At 55.7% G+C, this 17906-nt stretch carries 14 protein-coding genes; 5 read left to right on the forward strand and 9 right to left on the reverse strand.

What is annotated here, in order from left to right:
* Nucleotides 1–11: 11 nt before the first annotated feature.
* Complete coding sequence (locus X750_RS134780; RefSeq protein WP_245271928.1) at nt 12–647, forward strand: LuxR family transcriptional regulator; 636 nt, start codon at nt 12–14, stop codon at nt 645–647.
* Between the two features lie 259 nt (nt 648–906).
* Here X750_RS134780 and X750_RS134775 read toward each other — a convergent pair whose 3' ends face one another.
* From X750_RS134775 to X750_RS134755, 6 genes are all read right to left on the reverse strand, one after another.
* Nucleotides 907–1779 carry a hypothetical protein gene (locus tag X750_RS134775; protein ID WP_031243810.1) on the reverse strand — a complete coding sequence of 291 codons (873 nt, stop codon included), beginning with the start codon at nt 1777–1779 and terminating at the stop codon, nt 907–909.
* 4 nt (nt 1780–1783) lie between these two features.
* Nucleotides 1784–2410 carry a hypothetical protein gene (locus tag X750_RS134770; protein ID WP_156932499.1) on the reverse strand — a complete coding sequence of 209 codons (627 nt, stop codon included), beginning with the start codon at nt 2408–2410 and terminating at the stop codon, nt 1784–1786.
* Nucleotides 2410–3036, reverse strand: a complete 627-nt coding sequence (locus X750_RS1000000165475) for a glycoside hydrolase family 25 protein (RefSeq protein ID WP_084567230.1) — start codon at nt 3034–3036, stop codon at nt 2410–2412. The genes X750_RS134770 and X750_RS1000000165475 overlap by 1 nt, the downstream gene beginning before the upstream one ends.
* Before the next feature lie 88 nt (nt 3037–3124).
* Nucleotides 3125–3490: a hypothetical protein gene (locus X750_RS0134160; RefSeq protein WP_023748996.1), complete on the reverse strand. Its 366-nt coding sequence runs from the start codon at nt 3488–3490 to the stop codon at nt 3125–3127.
* A 9-nt stretch (nt 3491–3499) separates the two neighbouring features.
* On the reverse strand, nt 3500–4054 hold the full coding sequence (locus X750_RS134760) for a hypothetical protein (protein ID WP_023748997.1): 555 nt from the start codon (nt 4052–4054) through the stop codon (nt 3500–3502).
* A 40-nt stretch (nt 4055–4094) separates the two neighbouring features.
* Nucleotides 4095–4751: an acyl-homoserine-lactone synthase gene (locus X750_RS134755; RefSeq protein ID WP_023748998.1), complete on the reverse strand. Its 657-nt coding sequence runs from the start codon at nt 4749–4751 to the stop codon at nt 4095–4097.
* 195 nt (nt 4752–4946) lie between these two features.
* Here X750_RS134755 and X750_RS134750 point away from each other — a divergent pair, with 195 nt between their 5' ends.
* Complete coding sequence (locus X750_RS134750; protein WP_023748999.1) at nt 4947–5822, forward strand: hypothetical protein; 876 nt, start codon at nt 4947–4949, stop codon at nt 5820–5822.
* 145 nt (nt 5823–5967) lie between these two features.
* On the forward strand, nt 5968–6756 hold the full coding sequence (locus X750_RS1000000165480; protein ID WP_084567220.1) for a M15 family metallopeptidase: 789 nt from the start codon (nt 5968–5970) through the stop codon (nt 6754–6756).
* 211 nt (nt 6757–6967) lie between these two features.
* On the opposite strand, the gene X750_RS134745 is transcribed toward X750_RS1000000165480, so the two are convergent.
* Nucleotides 6968–10081, reverse strand: coding sequence for a hypothetical protein (locus tag X750_RS134745; RefSeq protein WP_245271927.1), 3114 nt, complete (start codon nt 10079–10081; stop codon nt 6968–6970).
* 799 nt (nt 10082–10880) lie between these two features.
* Nucleotides 10881–11153 carry a hypothetical protein gene (locus X750_RS1000000166250; RefSeq protein WP_023749003.1) on the reverse strand — a complete coding sequence of 91 codons (273 nt, stop codon included), beginning with the start codon at nt 11151–11153 and terminating at the stop codon, nt 10881–10883.
* A gap of 1014 nt (nt 11154–12167) precedes the next feature.
* Here X750_RS1000000166250 and X750_RS01000000163545 point away from each other — a divergent pair.
* Together X750_RS01000000163545 and X750_RS134735 are read left to right on the forward strand one after the other, a co-directional pair.
* Complete coding sequence (locus tag X750_RS01000000163545; protein ID WP_050588832.1) at nt 12168–13745, forward strand: ATP-binding protein; 1578 nt, start codon at nt 12168–12170, stop codon at nt 13743–13745.
* Nucleotides 13746–13831: 86 nt separating this feature from the next.
* Nucleotides 13832–15862, forward strand: coding sequence for a Druantia anti-phage system protein DruA (locus X750_RS134735; protein WP_023749005.1), 2031 nt, complete (start codon nt 13832–13834; stop codon nt 15860–15862).
* Here X750_RS134735 and X750_RS134730 read toward each other — a convergent pair.
* Nucleotides 15836–17854, reverse strand: a complete 2019-nt coding sequence (locus tag X750_RS134730; protein WP_023749006.1) for a hypothetical protein — start codon at nt 17852–17854, stop codon at nt 15836–15838. The two genes, X750_RS134735 and X750_RS134730, sit on opposite strands and share 27 nt — an antisense overlap.
* Nucleotides 17855–17906: the final 52 nt, after the last annotated feature.

Raw genomic sequence — 17906 nt, forward strand, 5'->3', positions numbered from 1 at the left:
TTCTAAAAACTGTGAGGGATCTCGGCTTCGAGCACCTTATTCTTAGCGGCGTTCCACTTGGCGGACAGAAGCTTGCCCCAATGGTCGAACTGAATGGCTGGCCAGCAGGCTGGTTTGAACGCTATGTCGAAGCCGAGCACGCCGCCATTGACGGCGTCTGTATCTATTCAGCAAAAACCCTGAAGCCGTTCCTGTGGTCAGAAGTCCCTGCAAAATGGTCCGATACCGAAGGTTCCCGACGCGTTGCGGGCGAAGCGACGGAATTCGGCATCTGGAGCGGCTTTGCCGTGCCGATGCTCAGCGCTCACCACTGGCAATCGGTTCTATCGTTCGCCTCCTCGCGAAAGCGCTGCAGCCTGTCGCCGCGCCAACAGGTGCAACTTGTCACCATGGCGGTCTACGCGGGTATGTCGATCCAGGCCTTGTCGGATATCGAAGACGAAGGTGATGGTGTCCTGACAGATCGGGAAAAGGAAGTGCTTCTGTGGGCGGCCGCCGGCAAAACGTCTTCAGAAACATCCCAGATACTCGGCCTAGCCGAGCGGACCGTCAAATGGCATACAACAAGAGCTCGCGAGGCATTTGGAGTGGCCACGACTACGCAAGCTGTCGTGGAGGCAGTACGCCGACGTTTGATCCACCCCTAAAACATGTCACCTGTCCGGTCGGACAGGTGACATGTTTTAGGCTGCAACTATTCCTTCGAGAATACCGCCGATCTTAGGTTTCGGCCATTCGCCACTGAGATGCAGTTGGCCCACATCGTGAACCCTATTGGTGCGCACCGCTCGCGAACCCAAAACGGAGCGAAGAAAAGGCAAACCCTCCGGCTCCTCCCAGTAATTTGCAGTTGGACTTAAGTCAGATGCGACATGGCTCAGGGGCCGGCCTCGCAATCTTCGAAAATTAGATATCGCCAGACAAGGCGTTAATATACTTCTGATTTGCTTCCAAGAGTCTTTTGTTGACTCCGAAAACCGCTCCGGTCCCACCGGCATCTTGATATTTCTGATAGCCGTCCAGAGCCATCGAGTTGATTTCCTTCGCTTCCGCCAAGGCGCCATTCTGCACCAGCCTCGGGACCAGCCCAGCCAGGCGAATCTGCTCGGCTTCCAGCAGCCTCAAAGTGGCACGGACTTCGGCGACGTTTAGCGGTGCAAACCCACTATCTCTCGCGATGTTGGGTCTTGCATCGCGGTCTATTTCTTTGAGAAGCTCCACAAGTTCCGTATTGAGTCCGTAGGGCGAGGGAGTCGCTCTTGTATAGAGGTAGTAGTTAGCTCTAAACCAACCGCTTAACGCTCGGCGATGGACCCTCGTCCATTTTCCGAACTTTTGCTCAGCCGACTTCGCGACTTGCTCGCAACGGAAAAAATTCATGAAAGCGTCGCGAACCCCCGATGGTCTCTCATCCAAACAAATGCTCGCGTCAGGTTGGCCAGTGGTCGCCTTCTCGAATTGTATTTGTATAGTTCGACCTTCAAACCCGCTGGACAGAAATATCGGGAAGGACGACGAAGTGCCGTCTCTCCAGCGGGCGACAATGTTGTAATATTGTCTTGCTAGATCGTTGAGGGTAACCTTTATAAGTGCCCTTCCATCTTGAAATTGCGTATCTTGGCGCTCATCTCCAAAATCTCTAACGATATAGACCCCCTCGATGTCGCCCTGCGATGCAAATACTTCAATCTGCATGTCCGCAGCTCGGACCGCGCTTGGCTGCAGCGAGGCGATGAGAACGGCGACGCCTATACCAGCGCAAGCGCGAACTGATTGCATTTGCTCATTTCTCCGCCATTTTGAGGCCGACTAACATCATCACGTAGACCGCCAGATTGCCAGCAATATTCACAAAGAATTGCGTTATTATGCCACGCTCCTGAGCGGCCTCGGCCACAGTCAGAACCGAGGCAACATTGAAGAGAAGTGCGTCAACCAGACAAACAAAAATAGTTGCTAGTGGCAGAAGGAATAGGAATGACATAGCGCGCGACTTAAGAAGATCTGCGCCGCTCGCCGCTGTTATAGCTGCGACGGTTGGGACAATCATCTGATGAATAATGTTCGCATATTTGCCAGGATCACTCGAGAGTTCTTTTACAACATTAAGTAGAAGAGACTCGTCTATCTTGTGTGCCGGCCAAAAAGTTATCTGTACGGTTCCGAATAGAAAAATCAACCATGGGGAAGCGCAGTAGAAGGCAAGCAGGATAAACAAAAGCAATGACTTCTGCCGAAAAGGGTCCACTCGATATTCTCCTCCGATGAAAATTGCCCTATGTAGATCGAGCGACATGGCGGTTAATGATTGCGCGCCATGGACAGGTAACAAACGCCGGCGCGGCGCTACGGATTTCTCGCAGATAAACTCAAGCATGTCGCCCAATGGGGTCGTTGCTTTCTGAGGCACTATGAAGTTTCTGAAGCCCAGAAGCCCCTCAGTTTTGTTTCATCTCCATTAAACATGTCGCGGTCAGAACGACCAATTCCACGAACGCTATGGGGCTCAGGACCAAACGCCCCGTCGGTGTACTGCCACATTGTCCAAGTTGGCCAATTAGGAGGGACGACAGGGGTTGGGCCGTACTGAGCTAACCAGAACCAGCATTTTGCTAGAATAGGGTCAGAGTTGGTGCCAAGCAGTTGCTTAATATAGTGCCCGGAATACAGACCTGGGAAATGCCCCGTCTTTTCACGGACGTGGGTGACGAAAGCTCTGGCCTCTTCCAGGCTCATGCTCGGGCCAGTTGGGTTTGGTTCGAGATCGAGAACCAGAAGCCCTGCTCTATTTCCGACCACGCCGAGAAAATTCTCTGCTTGCCTGACTCCATCGCTTCCCGTACCGAAGTGGTAGGCGCCCCATAGTAACCCGGCTGTAGCTGCCCGTCCGCGATTCCTAGCATACGTTGGGTCGGCGCCCCTCTGTCCTTGGGTCGCTTTCTGGATGACTCCAACGATTCCGTCAGCTTTGGCGGTGGTCAAGTTGACGTTGCCATTATGATGCGAAATGTCGATAACGCCGTTGAAATTAGGCATTGTCCTCTTCCTTTTGCTAGCGTACTTGCTCTCGTCAAGTGCAGATAAAGTCTTAAGCTCTGAATCCTCTGGGGCGGCGAGCTCAGTGTTAGAACGCAGGCAGAGCAAGAAGACCCATACTTGCACCCGCTAGTGCCTTGTTGATCGCACCCCAAAGCACTTTGACGGCTGCATTCCATACTTTTTCGAGTGTCAGAATGGTCAATGCCGCCACGTCACTGGCCAAACCTCTGACGGAGTCGGCCAATTGATCGGAAAATAAGCGCTGCAGCGGAGGATCATTCTTAAGCCTGCCGGTTATACTGCTTTCTGCTATCCACGCAGCTTGTTGTGCCATCATTTTGGCTTGCTGGGTGACCAACGCCGATATTGTACTCCAACCTTGCTTTGCTTGTTTCTGGATCGCATCGACCAAAGCCTTAAGAATAGCGTCAACATCAAGAATGGCGGCCAAGTGAATCTCCTATCGCTGCAAAGCAGTCTCGAACACCAGAATTCGGCTCATTTCTATTTCGTATTGGCCCTTGAAGCCGCCTTGGCCGTTAAATCCGGCGACCAACTCACCCGCGAGCTTTCCTTGCTGGTGAGTGTCGCGCATTGCGGTCAAGAGCGTGATCACCTTCTCCAGGTGATGCGGCGTTGGGTTGACGCAATTCGTGGGGTCATTCCCGCAAACGCCGTTCAAGTGCGAGATACCCAGAAGCCTTTGGCTGGGAGCTGGAACATCTCGCGATGCCGTTGCTACGCGAGCGGCCGAGAAGCCCCCGATCAGTTGATCATAAGTCACCTTATATTTCGGAAAATCGCCCGCCGTGCCGCCGCGAGAAAGCGACGCCAAGAGCGTCTCAGTCTTCACGTTAAGATCGGAGATGCTGGTAAAGGTCGCCTGGTCGTAAGCTGGGGAAAGTTGGACAGAGCAGCCGATGGAGATCAGAACTGCAATTACCGCAAGCAGGGCAATGGGTACTCGGATGAATAATCGGCGGTGCAACCGAGAATCCGAATGAATGTTAAACATCAGGTTGATCTCATAACTTAGGGAAGTCCAAACAGTGTTTCTATGCGACGTTGCTAAGTGTATGGGCATCTGTGATGAACGGCGATTGCGTCCCTCTCCGGACCAGCAGCGAATGATCTATGCCAAGGATCTTGCGGACACTAGCGAGAGCCGCGTCATTCACCTCGATATACGCGACGATGTACCATTCGCCACTTTGTTCCCTTGCCATGCCCATTGGCTCGGCACGCCATTTGAGCGCTCCATGGTGCGGCATGAAGTAGGTTTCCTGGACACCGCCTACCGCGCTAAGGCCCTCGTCCAGGGCGTACTCCATCACCGAGCAGCACAGCTGTGTCAGCGTGCCCCGCAACCCGGCTGAGCGTTTGTCGGGAACTACGAATGTGCGCGTCCATTCGGCCCAATCAGGACGTCTGGGGACGCCAGACTTTTCACACATGTGAGAAAAGACCTCCGAGACCATGTGCGGTTCGCTCGTTGGGATTAGTCTAGCCGAGGTCACTACGCGGTCGTCTTCAATGCCCAGCAGGTAAGTTGCTGCGTCAGCGTCAAACTGGTCTAGCTCTCGACCGTCCGGGCTCGGAGGGCGCCAATGTTTCTGGTGCACAAAGAAATCATGTCTGCGGCGCAGGAACTCGTCGAATTCGTTCTCATAAAGATGCTTGTTAAGCGTATTGACGACATGAGCTGCAATCATCGCGCTACCCCCAAAATATCCCCGACAGGATGATTGCAGTGATGCCAAAATACGTCACCTGTCCGATCGGACAGTTGACGGGTTTAACTTGCGCACGCAAAGAGTCCGTCTTCTTGTGGCTGCTGCCTGTGGTTCACCATCCGGGCGGTTAAGCCATAGCGTGCCGGCCTCGATGTCGGACACGGGAGACGTCGCATGCTACGGTTCTTCAAGCGTTTGATTACTGCATTTGTCGCAGCCAGCGCGTTCTACTTCACGTCAGCGCCAGCTCATTCGAACCCAATACCCAGCGCAATTCTGGACGAATTGCTCGCGGATGGCGGCTGGACACCGAGCGCCGACGACAACAATGAAGGGGAACGTCTGAGGATCGAGCTGGTGCAACGGCTGGTAAGAGAGTTTGCAAGCGATCCTCGCACCATTGGCCTCCTTAGTCTGACGCTCAGCGCCGCAAAGTGGGGAGTTGAGCGTGAGGGCTCACTGCCGGCAGATCCTGCAGGAGATGCGTGGCGCGGGCCGACACGAGCAAGCGGGAAGCACCTCATGAGTTACAAGGTAGGGGGTATCGGCCTGCCCCATCTTGATGTTGGGGAACTCGCCAAGTTTATTGAATACCTCCTTGCTGAGCACTCAACGATAGGAGGTTCGGTCGAACGGGATTACTTACGCAAATTAGCAAGAGATCTGCGTGCCGGGAAGAAATATGACCAGGTGAAAACCAACGCTGTGTTTCGAAAGTGGATGCTGGAAGGCTTGAGGCGCCGCGACGCGCAAGAGTGGATACTCACGTCTTGGCTTGATACCTTTTGGGTTCCAGCATATCGCGCGAGCAACGGCGATGTCAGGTTGGCGCTGGTACTTGCGCGGATCTGGAACACCAGCCCCCGCCTGGGAGCCTGCGCTGCCAAACGCGCAGCACGAAGCGGGGACCCTATTCAAGCCGCTCTGCAAGCCTATGTCGATTGTCCGGGAGGCCGCCGGGACTATAAGGCGAGACGTTGGGGCTGGATGAAGAGACCTGTGGTTTTGTTTGACGCATTCGCGTCAACAAAGTCCCAGCTCAATCCGTAGAACTCAGCACGAAAATCGACTGATGGACGGCGACCGCTACGGAGTTTGGATCTACTCAACTTCAATAGGCCGACCCGCGTAAGCTTGATGCGCTGTTTCAAAGTCCGTCTTAATTAATCGAACGACACTGCCTTGGGAGGAAGCCATGCCAACTGCTAGCTACAATCATCCACTTTTTGGGCTTGTTACTTTCAAGACAAAACACTCAACGTGGGTGCGAGGTGACGACATCACCTTCATAAGCGGGTTCGACGTCAGCCAAATTAAGAAGGTTCATATACCGCAATTGGAAAAAATACCTGGAACACACGGTGGCAACCTTGAATTTCATCAACGAGCACATGCTCAAGTGCTAGCGACCTTCGCTGAGATCGAGCGCCTTGGACTATTACATCACATCAAGACATGCGCCGGCTCGCTGAATTTCCGGCTTAAGAAGCCAACATCCGGCAGGCTCAGCAAGGAGCCCTCCAACCATGCATTTGGCATTGCCATTGATCTTAACGCAGATGACGGGTCACTCGGCGCCTCCGTCGCACCAGTCGCACCTGTGTTTGAAAATCTTGGGTTTCGATGGGGTAAGGCCTTCAACGATCCAATGCATTTCGAGGTAAAGACTTTCATTGACCATCCTAAGGCTCTGTCGAGCCCTGTGAGCGTCACAATCGATGGGAAGAAAAGCGACCTCGAGGCGAAGAATCTTTTCGGCGAAGTCGTCGCCAAGCTTTCGGATCTAGAGACCACGTTTGATCTCGACGTGTCGCCGATGTCTGAATCAACCATCATCGCACATGGCAAGATGGGCACCGCTCTGACGGAACTGAGGCAGTTCGGCGACCAAGTATATGCACCGCTTCCTCCATTGGCGGGTGCTGGGGGGTACCACAGCTACTTCGACAATGTGTCAAAGGTCCTGCACCTGAAGAAGGCATGACCGGCCGCGCTACGTTTTTGGGCGGCACCGCGTGTTGTCTCAGATAGACAGGATCCGCGCGACAATTGGAGAAGGTGCAAGCGACGATCTAGTTCCCATAGGCGCTTGCGCAGGCCGAGATAGATCTCGCCGCGACGAACCGATAGCGGTATCAATGCCGACGAGCCGCAGGCACGGCTTTGCGAATACCTCTGTGTGCGAGAGAAAATGGCTACGCTCTCTGCCTTACAAGCGACGTATCGACGGCAAATCGATTCGTCTTGATTGCCTTGTCAAATCTTCCCTTCAGGTCAGCCTCGAGGAACATGAGCTTCGATACGTCGTACTGTGAGATGAATGCTGCGAGGTTCGTCGACAGCATCGTGTCGATGCCCTCGCAAAACTTCAGATCGTACTCTGCGGATTCGTCCATCTTAAAGTTGCACTGACCGAAAATCCGCTCTGGCTGCTGCAGGCTCATGATGACGACGCACCTAACAGTCTGGGGAACCGAGTAGAGGACACGTTTTCCAAGGTCTCCATACGCATCGAGACCACTGATAGCGGCCAGTTGGCAGTACATTGGGAAGGGGTATACACCCTCCTTCAGTCTACGAAGCACAGTGGGTCGATCGCCCCACGCCATTTCAACGCCGGTTGGCCAGAGTGCATCCCTTAGCTGTGAGAGGCAGGTTCGCAATTCGGCATTGGCCGACAGAGTTGAAGAGAGGGCGACAAGTTCCGGGACAGTTTGCGACGCGAGGATGTCCATCCGATGTCCCAACACTAGTCGCCCAATAAGCAGCTGTGCCTCTGCTGGCTGACCCGCGGCAAAGTTGTACAAAACCTTGTTGGATGTCAGCGTAGGATTCTCGTCGCTCGCCCAAACATCGGTGGCGAGTAGGTTCTTCGCTGTGGCTCGCAAATTCATCGCATCGCCACGTCGCGCTTCCCACAAGGCCAACTGATAGCGGTAGTACGGCTCATCGGGATTGCCTTCAATCACAGCCTCGACGAGCGTCCTTGAATTCGGTTCATTCAACACAATTGCCATCTCTGCCAGCGCGCTTCGAACTGACAAAAACTCCGGGTTGCGTGACAGAATGTCCGCGTATTCGTCGTAAGCCTTGTGGTGCTGTTCAGTTATTCGATAAAGTACCGCGACTTCCAGCCTCGCGTCTTCGAACCATGGATCGCCAGGCTCGATAGCCACCAAGTCGGCTAGAGCGAGATCAAATTTTCCACTGTCCCTCCATATCTTCGCGCGAGCAATGAAAAGCTCGGACTCGCGGTCGCGATTGCGAACTATTGCGTAGTCAATCCAGTTTTCAGCTTCGTCTAGCCTGCGAATGCGATGCAGGATTTCTGCGGCAGTCGGCAAAAACCAATCAGGCGCGACTTCTCTCGTTAGTTGGAGGACGTCTTGAGCTGCGCGATCTAACTCCGATCGAGCGAGACAGATGGAGGCGCGCCTCGCTAGCGCATAGGCGTTCCCCGGTTCTATCTCTAGCGCCTTATCAAACGCGACGAGGGCATCGTCGCTACGCGCGACCGATTCCAGGGCATTGGCGTAAATGCCTAGTCGCCAACTATTCTTCGGATCCAGGCTGAAGGCTTCTTCGCAAAGCTCAATGGTCGCTTCGGCGTCTCCCATCCGATACTTAGTAAAGAGCCGTCGATCCAGAAGTCGCGTTCGCTTTTTGGTCCGTTCCTCGAAGAAAGTAGAGAGCAGCGTTGCCGTTTCCTCATCAAGGCTCGGCAGGTTATATAGCTTCTCAGCCGCGCGACGCCTTAGGCCATAGGGCAGTGATCCGGCGACCACCTTGCGAAGTTCATCGGTCAGATTTTCCGCAATCAGTGCGCGCAGCGCCATAAGCTTCAGCGAGGCGGAAACTTCTGACGCCTGGACCACTTCAAGTAGTGCCGATGCGTCCTTTCTACGGGCAAGAAGGGCTACTGCGGCCTCAGCTACCTTCGGCGAGGACGTGTTTTTCGCGTATGCCAAAAGGTCGCTGGCGACCCTTGTTGCCCTCACGCGGCAAATATCCCGTTGACTCGCAGTGAGTGAGACGTTGTCGATGAGGTCCGCTAGGACCTTCTCATTGGCATCGTCCAACTCAGTTAGAAGAACGCGCCACTGCTGATCGGTGATGACCCCTGAAGTTGCTAGCCGCGCGTAAAGGTCGGCGGACCCCACCTTAGCGACGACATTCGAAACGGCCGGCCAGCTTTTCGCGTTGTCTTCAGGTCGACTCAGTAGATCGAACAGCGCGGATTCTGCCGCCTTAGTTTCGCGCAAAGTGAACAGACTGCTCACTGCATCTAAGCAAACGGCGAATGGCGTTGTCTCGTCGCACGCCAGTCTGAGTAGCACATCGATGGCGTGCAGGCCCTCGAGATCCTCGATAGCTGCAGATTGCCGCTTGCCATATCTTACGGCGTCCTCTGCAAGGTGGTTGGCTAAGGCGTCGTAGTATCGTTGCAGGGAAATATCTGTTCCGGAGAGAACGAGCAAGGCTGTCCGTAGCCTCGCGACTGACGTCGTGTTGAGCGACAGCAGTCGTTCACAGAGATTTCCGTGGGAGACCTCTTTGAGGGCATCCGCTAATCTTTGCATCTGCTCAGCCGCAAATGCCGGTGCTACGTCAACCCCCTCCGCAATTGCTACTCCCACAAGTTCGCGGCTATCGGGACGGCTCGCGAGAAGCTGCTCGAGGAGGTGCTGCGCTGACGTCTTTTCGCTAACGATCGATAACAAAAAAAGCGCGATTTGGCGCCAGGTCGGATCCGCTGACCGTCCCAGCGCCTCGCTCTGGTCGATATCGACCTCTTTCAGGGCAATGGCCTCGGCTGCCAGGAATTCCCGAAAAGTTGGGTGCAACCATTCGAACTCTTGCTCCTTGCAGACAAAGACGCCGCTGTGGCTGCCCAGGAAAGCGATCAGCGCGCTTGCACGACTTTCCGCAACGAGGGAACTTACGCCAAGACTCTTGGCCACTACCTCTTGAATTTTGCGTTCGATGATGGGCGCATCCTCGGCGAAATCAAGAGCTGGGCCTGCCCCTTTTCGGTCGGTCATGACGACCGCGATTTGTCGTAGACACAGAGGGAGCAGCAGAGGAGCTAGTTCACGTAGCGGTTCTCCGAGGTCGACTTTGCCTCGATTCAATCCTTCCTTCCAGCACTCCGCCACGAAGTCGCGATACAGTTCGCTCCGTTTTCGAGGAAGTTGGCCACTACGCCGAAACACATCCATGGCGATCGCGAGCAGCAAGGGGGTCCCACCCAGTTCACCATCCGAAAACCGTGACCACTCCTGCAAGAAAGCATTGGCGGCTTCCGGCATCCGACTCCTAGCCAAAGCGGCTTGTTCATCTCTTGTGAAAGGGAGAATCTCAAACTGCGAGAAAAGGAGACCGAACTCCTGAGGTGTGAAGCTGATCGGGCGGCTTGTTATTACAACCCGGCGCCCTTCGTGGACTAATCGCTCAATCCACCGAAGTGCCTCTTCGCGTTTCTCGGAAGCCACTTCGTCAAGACCGTCTATTAGAAATAGCCACGGTGCTCGGAGTAAATCTGCCCAGTTGTCAAGGAAGCCGTCCGGGATCTGAGAAGACCGCAGCTCGACATCATTCGCTCGGGCAAGCGCCCCGAGAATCTTTTCCTCCAAACTGGAACCGCTAGACTCCGCGACGAAACGCAGTCTCAGAGGCAAGGCGATGTGCCGCTGGTCTAGTCCGCACTCCTCGGGCTGATCCCAGGCCATATGGGCAAGATGCCGAAGTAGGGTTGATTTCCCGGCCCCTGGAGACCCCGTGATGAAGATCTGATGACGGTTTCTGCGGAAGGAGGTCTGGAGTGCGGACGCAATATCTGTGGCTCCCAGGAACTCACCCTTCGCTCTAAGTGGCACGTAACTTTTGGCACTGCCCAATCTGAGGTAGGTTTGTACTTCGTATTTTCGAAGCGCTTCGAGATATGCCGTCGACGTTTGTCGGAGCCGAGCAACCTCTTCCTCGCCGAGGCGTCGAGTGAGTAAGTCAACTACCTCGGCCTCATTAAGCCCATCGAAGACGGAAACTGTTAGATTGCCCTCAACCCTTGCGTAGTTTGCTGAGGCTGTAAGTGTTTTGCCTTTGAGTCCTTCAGCGCTTGTCACGAGTCCCGCTCGAGACGTCCAGATTTCCACCGATCTCGCTATTGTCGGCGGATGCTCGGCCGCCTGTCTCTACAGAAATCGTCGCGTTCCTGGCCACCTTCGCACCGTCGGCCGTCGCGGTACTTTGATGTGAGCCTGCGTCGATACCAGCCTTGCCTAGGACATTTACTCTGAGAAATTGTAGGCGGCCGCGGAGAACAAGAGCTAAAACCACGACCATCACTACGGCAGCCACGACCAACCAAGCGACTTCGTTCATGACGGCTCCTCCCTATTACTTACTATCCTCCCGATTGGTTCGTTGAGTCAACAAATTGAGTCAGTTGGTCGAAGTATCGTTGGCATACACATAGTGATGTCACCCGCGGTGGCTGTTTGGGGGGCCAACCGTGACGCTGTCGACCTTGCTTCTGCTGGCGATCATAGCCTCGGTTTCATCGCGTGCGATGGTGGCACGGCACCTTAGGGTCTACGAAAGCGGAGTGAGAACCAGGGAGGAGAGCATGACGCCGGTGATCATTGGGCTTTCCATCTCTCGACGCCGACATCGGACCAACTCGCGTGATCTGGCGAGAGGCGTTCGGACCTCTTTGAGATCGTCCGGCTCTTCGCCATACATTTCCAGTGGCATGCAGATTGGAAGAGCAGCCCGATGTCGACTATGGCACCCCTCAAGGGCATGCCGGGGTGTGACGCAGAGCCAGCGCACAATTAGATCGCCAGATCCTGTTCGAGCGTGCTGCCCGGCAGCTAGGCACCAGAGAAAGCTGTAAGAAGGCTCACAAAAATAAAAATAATACTATCTGGACGATAATATAAATTATTATCAGCATATTAATGTAGATAATTTTAAGTTTATAGTAGAGATAACGTATTATTTAAGTTAAGCTTAATAGTTGACCATAAACTATGTGCTTCATTTATGAAAAATAAGTCCGGTTTGTATCGCGAAAATCAAATATCTATAATTTCACATTTGCCCTGTTAGTTCATAGTCGACACACTTGTGGGGCTGCAAATTGAACGTTAAACAGTTGACGGGCAGCGAGGGGCTTGGCCAGCAGTATCAGGGTATTCGGAGCTTTCATCCGCCACGAGTGCGAAACGCGGGAGATCGAAGCATCGGCTTCGGACCCTTAAATGTGGATGAAGAGATGACAGATGAGCTGCCGAGGATGCATCGAGTGCGTTCCGGCTGCTGTACTTGGCGAGCATGGGTTTGCGCACGCGACGAACTCGTAACATCAATTGGATTGGCGCAAGAGGGATGCAGATGGCGATAGTTGGAGGACTCAGCGCGATCGAATTGGTTCTGTCGGCTCAGCGCAAATATGCTGATCGAAAGTTTCGGCAGAGCCAAACTGGGCTCACGATCCCGGAGGCCTTTGTCAGAGGCATCAGACACGTCGGCTATCGCAGCAATATGGACGCGATCGCCGAACTCATTGACAATGCCATCCAGGCCCACTCCCGGCGCGTTGACCTGGTCTTCGGCTATCACGAAAGCGTCTCGCTCAAGAAACCTTCTCAACTGGCAGTCATCGACGATGGGCACGGGATGGCGCCCGAGATGCTGCGGCTCGCGATGATGTGGGGCGGGACCCACCGGGAGAATGATCGCACTGGACTAGGTCGCTACGGCTACGGCTTGCCCTGTTCAGCGGTCAGTATCGGACGACGTTTCACAATCATTTCCAAATTGGCGGGAGGCCAACTATTCGCCGTTACGTTGGATCTCGATGCCTTAGATGCGGGGAAGTATCGCAATTCCGCCGGGGATGTGACGCTTCCGTCGGCTCGACGAGCAAGACTCCCGGCCTTCGTCAGCGAGCATCTAAGAAAGACTTTCTCAGAGGGATGGGATTCTGGAACTATTGTCCTCATCGAGAAGCTCGACCGTCTTGATTGGACCACAACGTTGGGAATGCGAACCAACCTCGTCCGACATTTCGGCGTGACTTATCACAAGCTGGCCAAAGAGACTGCGATCCATGTTGATGGCCATCGTATTGTTCCCATTGATCCTCTGTTCCTGACCCCCGAATGTGAGTTCTTCCTGCTAGACGAAGATCGTGCCCAACCGCTCGACCGGATAGATATCAAGGTCCGCAATCCTGCTGCACCCGAGCAGGAAGGCCAGATATCCCTCCGCTACGCGTGGCTTCCGCCGAGTTTTGGCGCGATAGACAAGACGCGCGACGCCGTTGGCCTCAACGCGAACGCCCGCTTCCCGATCCTCAGGGATTATCACGGTCTGATTTTCAGTCGGAATGGACGGATCATTGACGTTCAGACGAGCGCGCCTTGGACGGTCTTCGTCAACAACGACCGGTACATTCGTGTTGAAGTGGAGTTCTCCGCGCCGCTTGATGAGATGTTCGGCGTCACTACGTCCAAGCAGCAGGTCTCAGTAACTCCCGCAGTTTGGGACGCCCTCCGCGAGGCCGGCCTGCACAAGGCGATCGAGCAACTCCGAGGCAAGGTGCGATCGGCAAAGCTCGAACAGCGCAGTGTTGACCGGTTACAGGGCGATCCCGCAACGCACAACGAGATGTCGAAGCCGTCGGTTTCGGGGCGAAGCCGCCGACCCGCGCGCAAGGTTCCGCTGCTGACACGAGGCGGCCCCGGCCTGGTCCTCCGACCCAGTGACAGGCATCCGCTTTTCAGCGGGGCAACTCCAGCCATCGAGACCGCTCAGGCACTTCGCGCGCTTGTGGTCCAAATTGGCGATCGCGCCATCTCGTCAGGAGGCCGACGCCGGTCCGATTATGAGCGCCTGCTTCAGGATTGGTCAGATGGGTTGGTCTCGCGCTCAATTCCCGCCACTGACGGTGGGAACGTAAGTGCATAAGTGGACCGGGCACTAGCGCATGGTGCGCATTTTTGGCATGAGCAGTGTCGTCGGCGAAGTGGCCAAGGAAAGGGGATTCGAAAGGGATGTCAGAGCGCGAGGATCATTTTGGTCCGGGCCGATTCCGCGCCTTCTCTCCCTTCCTGGCGCCCGACGAGCGCAAAGAACTCCACTTGCTTCTCAATTTCGCCGAAGGGTCGCCTCCGAGTTTTGCCGACGCACTTCGATCACTTGCTCGGCGCTATGTCGACGATGGCTCTAGCGCAAAGCTCAGGGCAGTCTGTCTTCTAGTGGCGGACCTGTTCGAGCAGGGATGGCGTATTGCCGTTGACGAAGACCAAATCCTTTTCGAGCCGCCCGGTATTGCGCGAACTGACAGCCAGACCGTCGACGAGGTCAAGGCGCGGGTCCGCGCAGCGCTACAGATCGCTCGACAGCGGCAACTCCGCGAACCGGCAGTTGCGACCTTCCTTCGACACATGGAGCGGCGCACGGTGCGGCCACCTGGCGTTCGAAGCTCGGTCCTTGATCTGATAGACGAGGGCGCGGTGCTAGCTAAGGAGTTGCGGCGCGTTTCGAAGTTGCCCGAAGCTGATCGGGTTGCGGCACTTGCCAGCGTCGTCGATCCTGTAGTCGAAATTTGCCATTCCGGGGCCAGGTGCAGTGACACTGGCCTGCCGCTGATCGATATCTGGCGCTATTTCCGTCACACCTGGGCTCACGAATATCGCGCGATCCCGGGTCGCCAACTCCTCATCCTTGTCCGCAACGCCGCACGCCGAAATCGCCCCGTCATCGGCATAGCCATGCTGGCGAGCCCGGTGATGCGAGTGAGCGTTCGGGACAAGTGGATTGGGTGGCTGCGAGACGAGGCTGAGACACGCCTAAATGATGGTAGGTGGGAGCCGTCCGCGCTGGCCGCAGCGCTGCTTGCCCGTCTCGAGGAATCGATCGCTGCCATTCGATGGGACGATCTCGCGACCGCCGCTGAGATGGTCGAGCCGACGGAGAGCACGGTTCTTCGACTGGAGCAGAAGGCGTCGGGCGCAGCCTTCGCGCGTGAGCTTGAGCTTCGCGCCCACTACGAGATAGAGCGTGAAGTGGGCGAGAAGATCAGACCGATGCGTGGCGCGTTGAAGCACGCTGGTCATGAACCTGACTGGTTGGGGGCATCCGAAGACCTTCTATTCGTTCGCAAGCGCGCCGAGGTGTTGTCGCACCTTCTCTTCGCTAAACAGATGTTTCGCGCGGCGGGACTCACAAGCAACCCATCCGCCGCGCTCGAACAATTGCTCGCTGCACGCAGTGGGCAGCGCGCCATCGACATCGTGCTCACCGAATTCCGGAAAGCTGGCCTCTCTAGCCGCGTTGCCGATGTCAGCGTTTGCGGCGCCATCCATCCTTACAATGAGATCCTCGGCGGAAAGCTTGTGGCGTTGCTCCTCGCGTCGCGCGAGGTGCATGAGGCCTATTCCGAACGCTATAGCTCGCAGGTCAGCGTGATCGCATCACAGATGGCAGGACGTCCAATCTTGAAGCCCGCAGACCTCCGCGTCCTCACAACGACGAGCCTTTATGGGATCGGGTCGAGCCAATACAATCGGCTGTCGCTCAAGGCGGCGCATCACCCCGGGCTCAGTACAGACGTGCGTTGGAATGCGATCGGCAAAAGTCTTACCGGCGGTTTCGGGACGCTCCATCTTGGGAGTGAAACTGCTCAGGCGCTTCGTATAATGGCGGAGACCCGACACGTATCCCGGCGCGTCAACAATCGGTTCGGCGAAGGCACAAGCCCACGCCTACGGCAAATCCGCGAGGGCCTCGACGCGCTGGGCTTGGAAAGCGACACTATCCTCCATCACGCAACGCCTCGCCTGTTCTACGCATGTGAACTCGGTCCCGATTCTCGCGACGCGCTCTTCGGAATGGAGGCCGCGGACTTCCGACCTGAGACTTCGGCTGCAATTGGCGAAGCCTGGCGTCAGCGGTGGCTCTCCGGTAGATCGCAACGAGAAAAAACACTCGAAGCCATGGCTGATCTGGGTCCAGCGAGTGTCCAAGCCAGTCTTCGGCCACCGTCGAATGCAGACTTATTGGATTCCGTGGCGGCCGGGTAAGCCGGGTTCTAAGGCGCTCGGACCGATCCACTCTATGAAATCACCGCGCTTCCGGTATGTACTCAACAGCACGTCTTTGAGAACGCTAGAACTGCCAGTGATGTTGATGACAAGTGTATCGATCGACCTGGTCAGAGGTATCATTACCCAACGCGATGCATGGCTTCTCGCTGCTTCGTCGGCAGTCTGATATAGATCGTCGAACTGATGCCCTTCGGTAAACCACTGGCGAAACTTGTATTCCCACAGTTCGTCGAGACCATAGTTAATCGTCGTCCAGCCTTCCAGGCCGCGGCACGAATCGTATTGCACGAATCGTAGTTGGTCTCGATGGGTGGGAAAGTGCTCCCGAACATCGCGAGCGGTTCCGTCCCAGACGGCCCCACCATGCTTCACAAAATTCGCTGCAGGGCGGCAAAGTTGATCGACTACGCCTACCTGCACCATTGCCGGTGGCACGCAAGCCAGCATGTCGACAGGAAAGTTGCCAAGCCTTAACGCTTCGGCGCTGAGGCGCGTCAAGATTGACGGGTCCGACGCGAGATCGCCCTCCACAACGATCACTCGGCCTCCAGCCGCCTCGATATTGGGTTCGAGATCCCAATCCGGAAGTTGCAAGCCGCTGGCCATGTCTCCGACGAAGCATGCGAGGTTCGACTTCATTCGCATGCAACGTGTCAGGCGTCGGGAGCGAACGGTTGTTCGGGCGAGTCCACCTGACCAGTCCGCCATCGACTCGCGCACATATTGGTCGACGCCATCCGAGACGGTCAGCCGTTCCGAGCCGTAGATCGATCGCAAAATTGATATCTCATCGTGGGGCCAGTCCTGTCCCTCGTCGACGAACACAAGGTCCCAGTCGAACTCCGATGCTTGCCGGAGGAGCAGACTGTCGATGTCTTCCCGGGTGACTGTTCCGCTTTCCAGATAGCTCAGAAGTGTCGCCTTACTTTCCTCATAGTTGGCGAGGAAGTCTGCATAATTGGCCATGATCCCAAGGCCAAGCATCAGCCGACCAAAGAAAGCGTGGGCCGTCTCGACCCCAATGCCGCCACCTTCCACGCTTCGTGGCACGCCAAGGAGCGCCATTGTCCGCCGTACGTCGGCGACGAGCGCCTTGTTGAAGGTGAGGACCAGCGATCTGAACTGACGCAGTTCGAATGCTCGATACGCCATCTGGAGGAGAATGACGGTCTTCCCGACCCCGCCGCGGCCCCTCACGACTACCTGTCGTTCTCCCAAATCATCCAACCAGGTATCCGGTAGCGATTTCTTGGCAATCATGTCCATGCGCCGGCGGTCGAGCGGCGTCGGCTCTAACTCATCGAACAGCGGAAACGTCGATGATAGGACGTCGTCGAAGGCCTCGTCCGATCCGAAGGCGATGTTGACGCGGTTGCCGTTCCGGTGTGGCCGGGAAATCTGTCCCAACACGTTGAGGATACGTTCGAAGCTAGCATCGCCGGCAATGCAGTTATGCGGCCGTTTCGGCAAGTCGCTCTCGCGAAGACCAGTGAGGAGGATCAGATCCTGGACGTGGATTCGGTCCAAGCCCTGCCGCGAGAGATATTTCTTGAACTCGAACATCTGCGTCCGGTTCTTCTCTGTAACGCATTCCCAGAAGCCTTTGCCACCTCGCACGTAACGAACCGAAGCGACCTTGTTGTCGAAGCGGACACCGCTGGCGTCGTGCGACTTAGCTTCGATGACGAACGCGAAGTTCTTCACGCTCGCCGCCTTTGGTACGAAAGGATCACCGTCGCGCGGATAGAACTGAAATTCTACGTCGAACTCGCGCGCCGCGGCGAAGCTGCCGATCACGATAAGGTCGAGGTCTTCAACCTTGTATCCGTACATCTTGAAGCCGACGAAGATTTTCACAATATCGTGCCGGTTCTGCGCGAGATCAGGCCATAGCTTGAGCATTAGGCGACGGAGATGGACCGCAGCCTCATATTCCTGTCCTTCGTTCAAACCGATGATCTGAATCACACCGACTCTGCCTCCATGAGCGCCCCTTGCAGTCGTTGCGACGGGAAGCCGC

Origin of the sequence: Mesorhizobium sp. LNJC391B00 (assembly GCF_000502535.1) — a bacterium.
Lineage (GTDB): Bacteria > Pseudomonadota > Alphaproteobacteria > Rhizobiales > Rhizobiaceae > Mesorhizobium.

Bases quoted from the DNA above. Each gene is read 5' to 3' on its own strand.
- X750_RS134775 (WP_031243810.1), bottom strand. From the start codon at position 1,779: ATGCAATCAGTTCGCGCTTGCGCTGGTATAGGCGTCGCCGTTCTCATC.
- X750_RS1000000165475 (WP_084567230.1), bottom strand. From the start codon at position 3,036: ATGCCTAATTTCAACGGCGTTATCGACATTTCGCATCATAATGGCAAC.
- X750_RS1000000165480 (WP_084567220.1), top strand. From the start codon at position 5,968: ATGCCAACTGCTAGCTACAATCATCCACTTTTTGGGCTTGTTACTTTC.
- X750_RS1000000166250 (WP_023749003.1), bottom strand. From the start codon at position 11,153: ATGAACGAAGTCGCTTGGTTGGTCGTGGCTGCCGTAGTGATGGTCGTG.
- X750_RS134750 (WP_023748999.1), top strand. From the start codon at position 4,947: ATGCTACGGTTCTTCAAGCGTTTGATTACTGCATTTGTCGCAGCCAGC.
- X750_RS134755 (WP_023748998.1), bottom strand. From the start codon at position 4,751: ATGATTGCAGCTCATGTCGTCAATACGCTTAACAAGCATCTTTATGAG.
- X750_RS134735 (WP_023749005.1), top strand. From the start codon at position 13,832: ATGTCAGAGCGCGAGGATCATTTTGGTCCGGGCCGATTCCGCGCCTTC.
- X750_RS134745 (WP_245271927.1), bottom strand. From the start codon at position 10,081: ATGCCGGAAGCCGCCAATGCTTTCTTGCAGGAGTGGTCACGGTTTTCG.
- X750_RS134760 (WP_023748997.1), bottom strand. From the start codon at position 4,054: ATGTTTAACATTCATTCGGATTCTCGGTTGCACCGCCGATTATTCATC.
- X750_RS01000000163545 (WP_050588832.1), top strand. From the start codon at position 12,168: ATGGCGATAGTTGGAGGACTCAGCGCGATCGAATTGGTTCTGTCGGCT.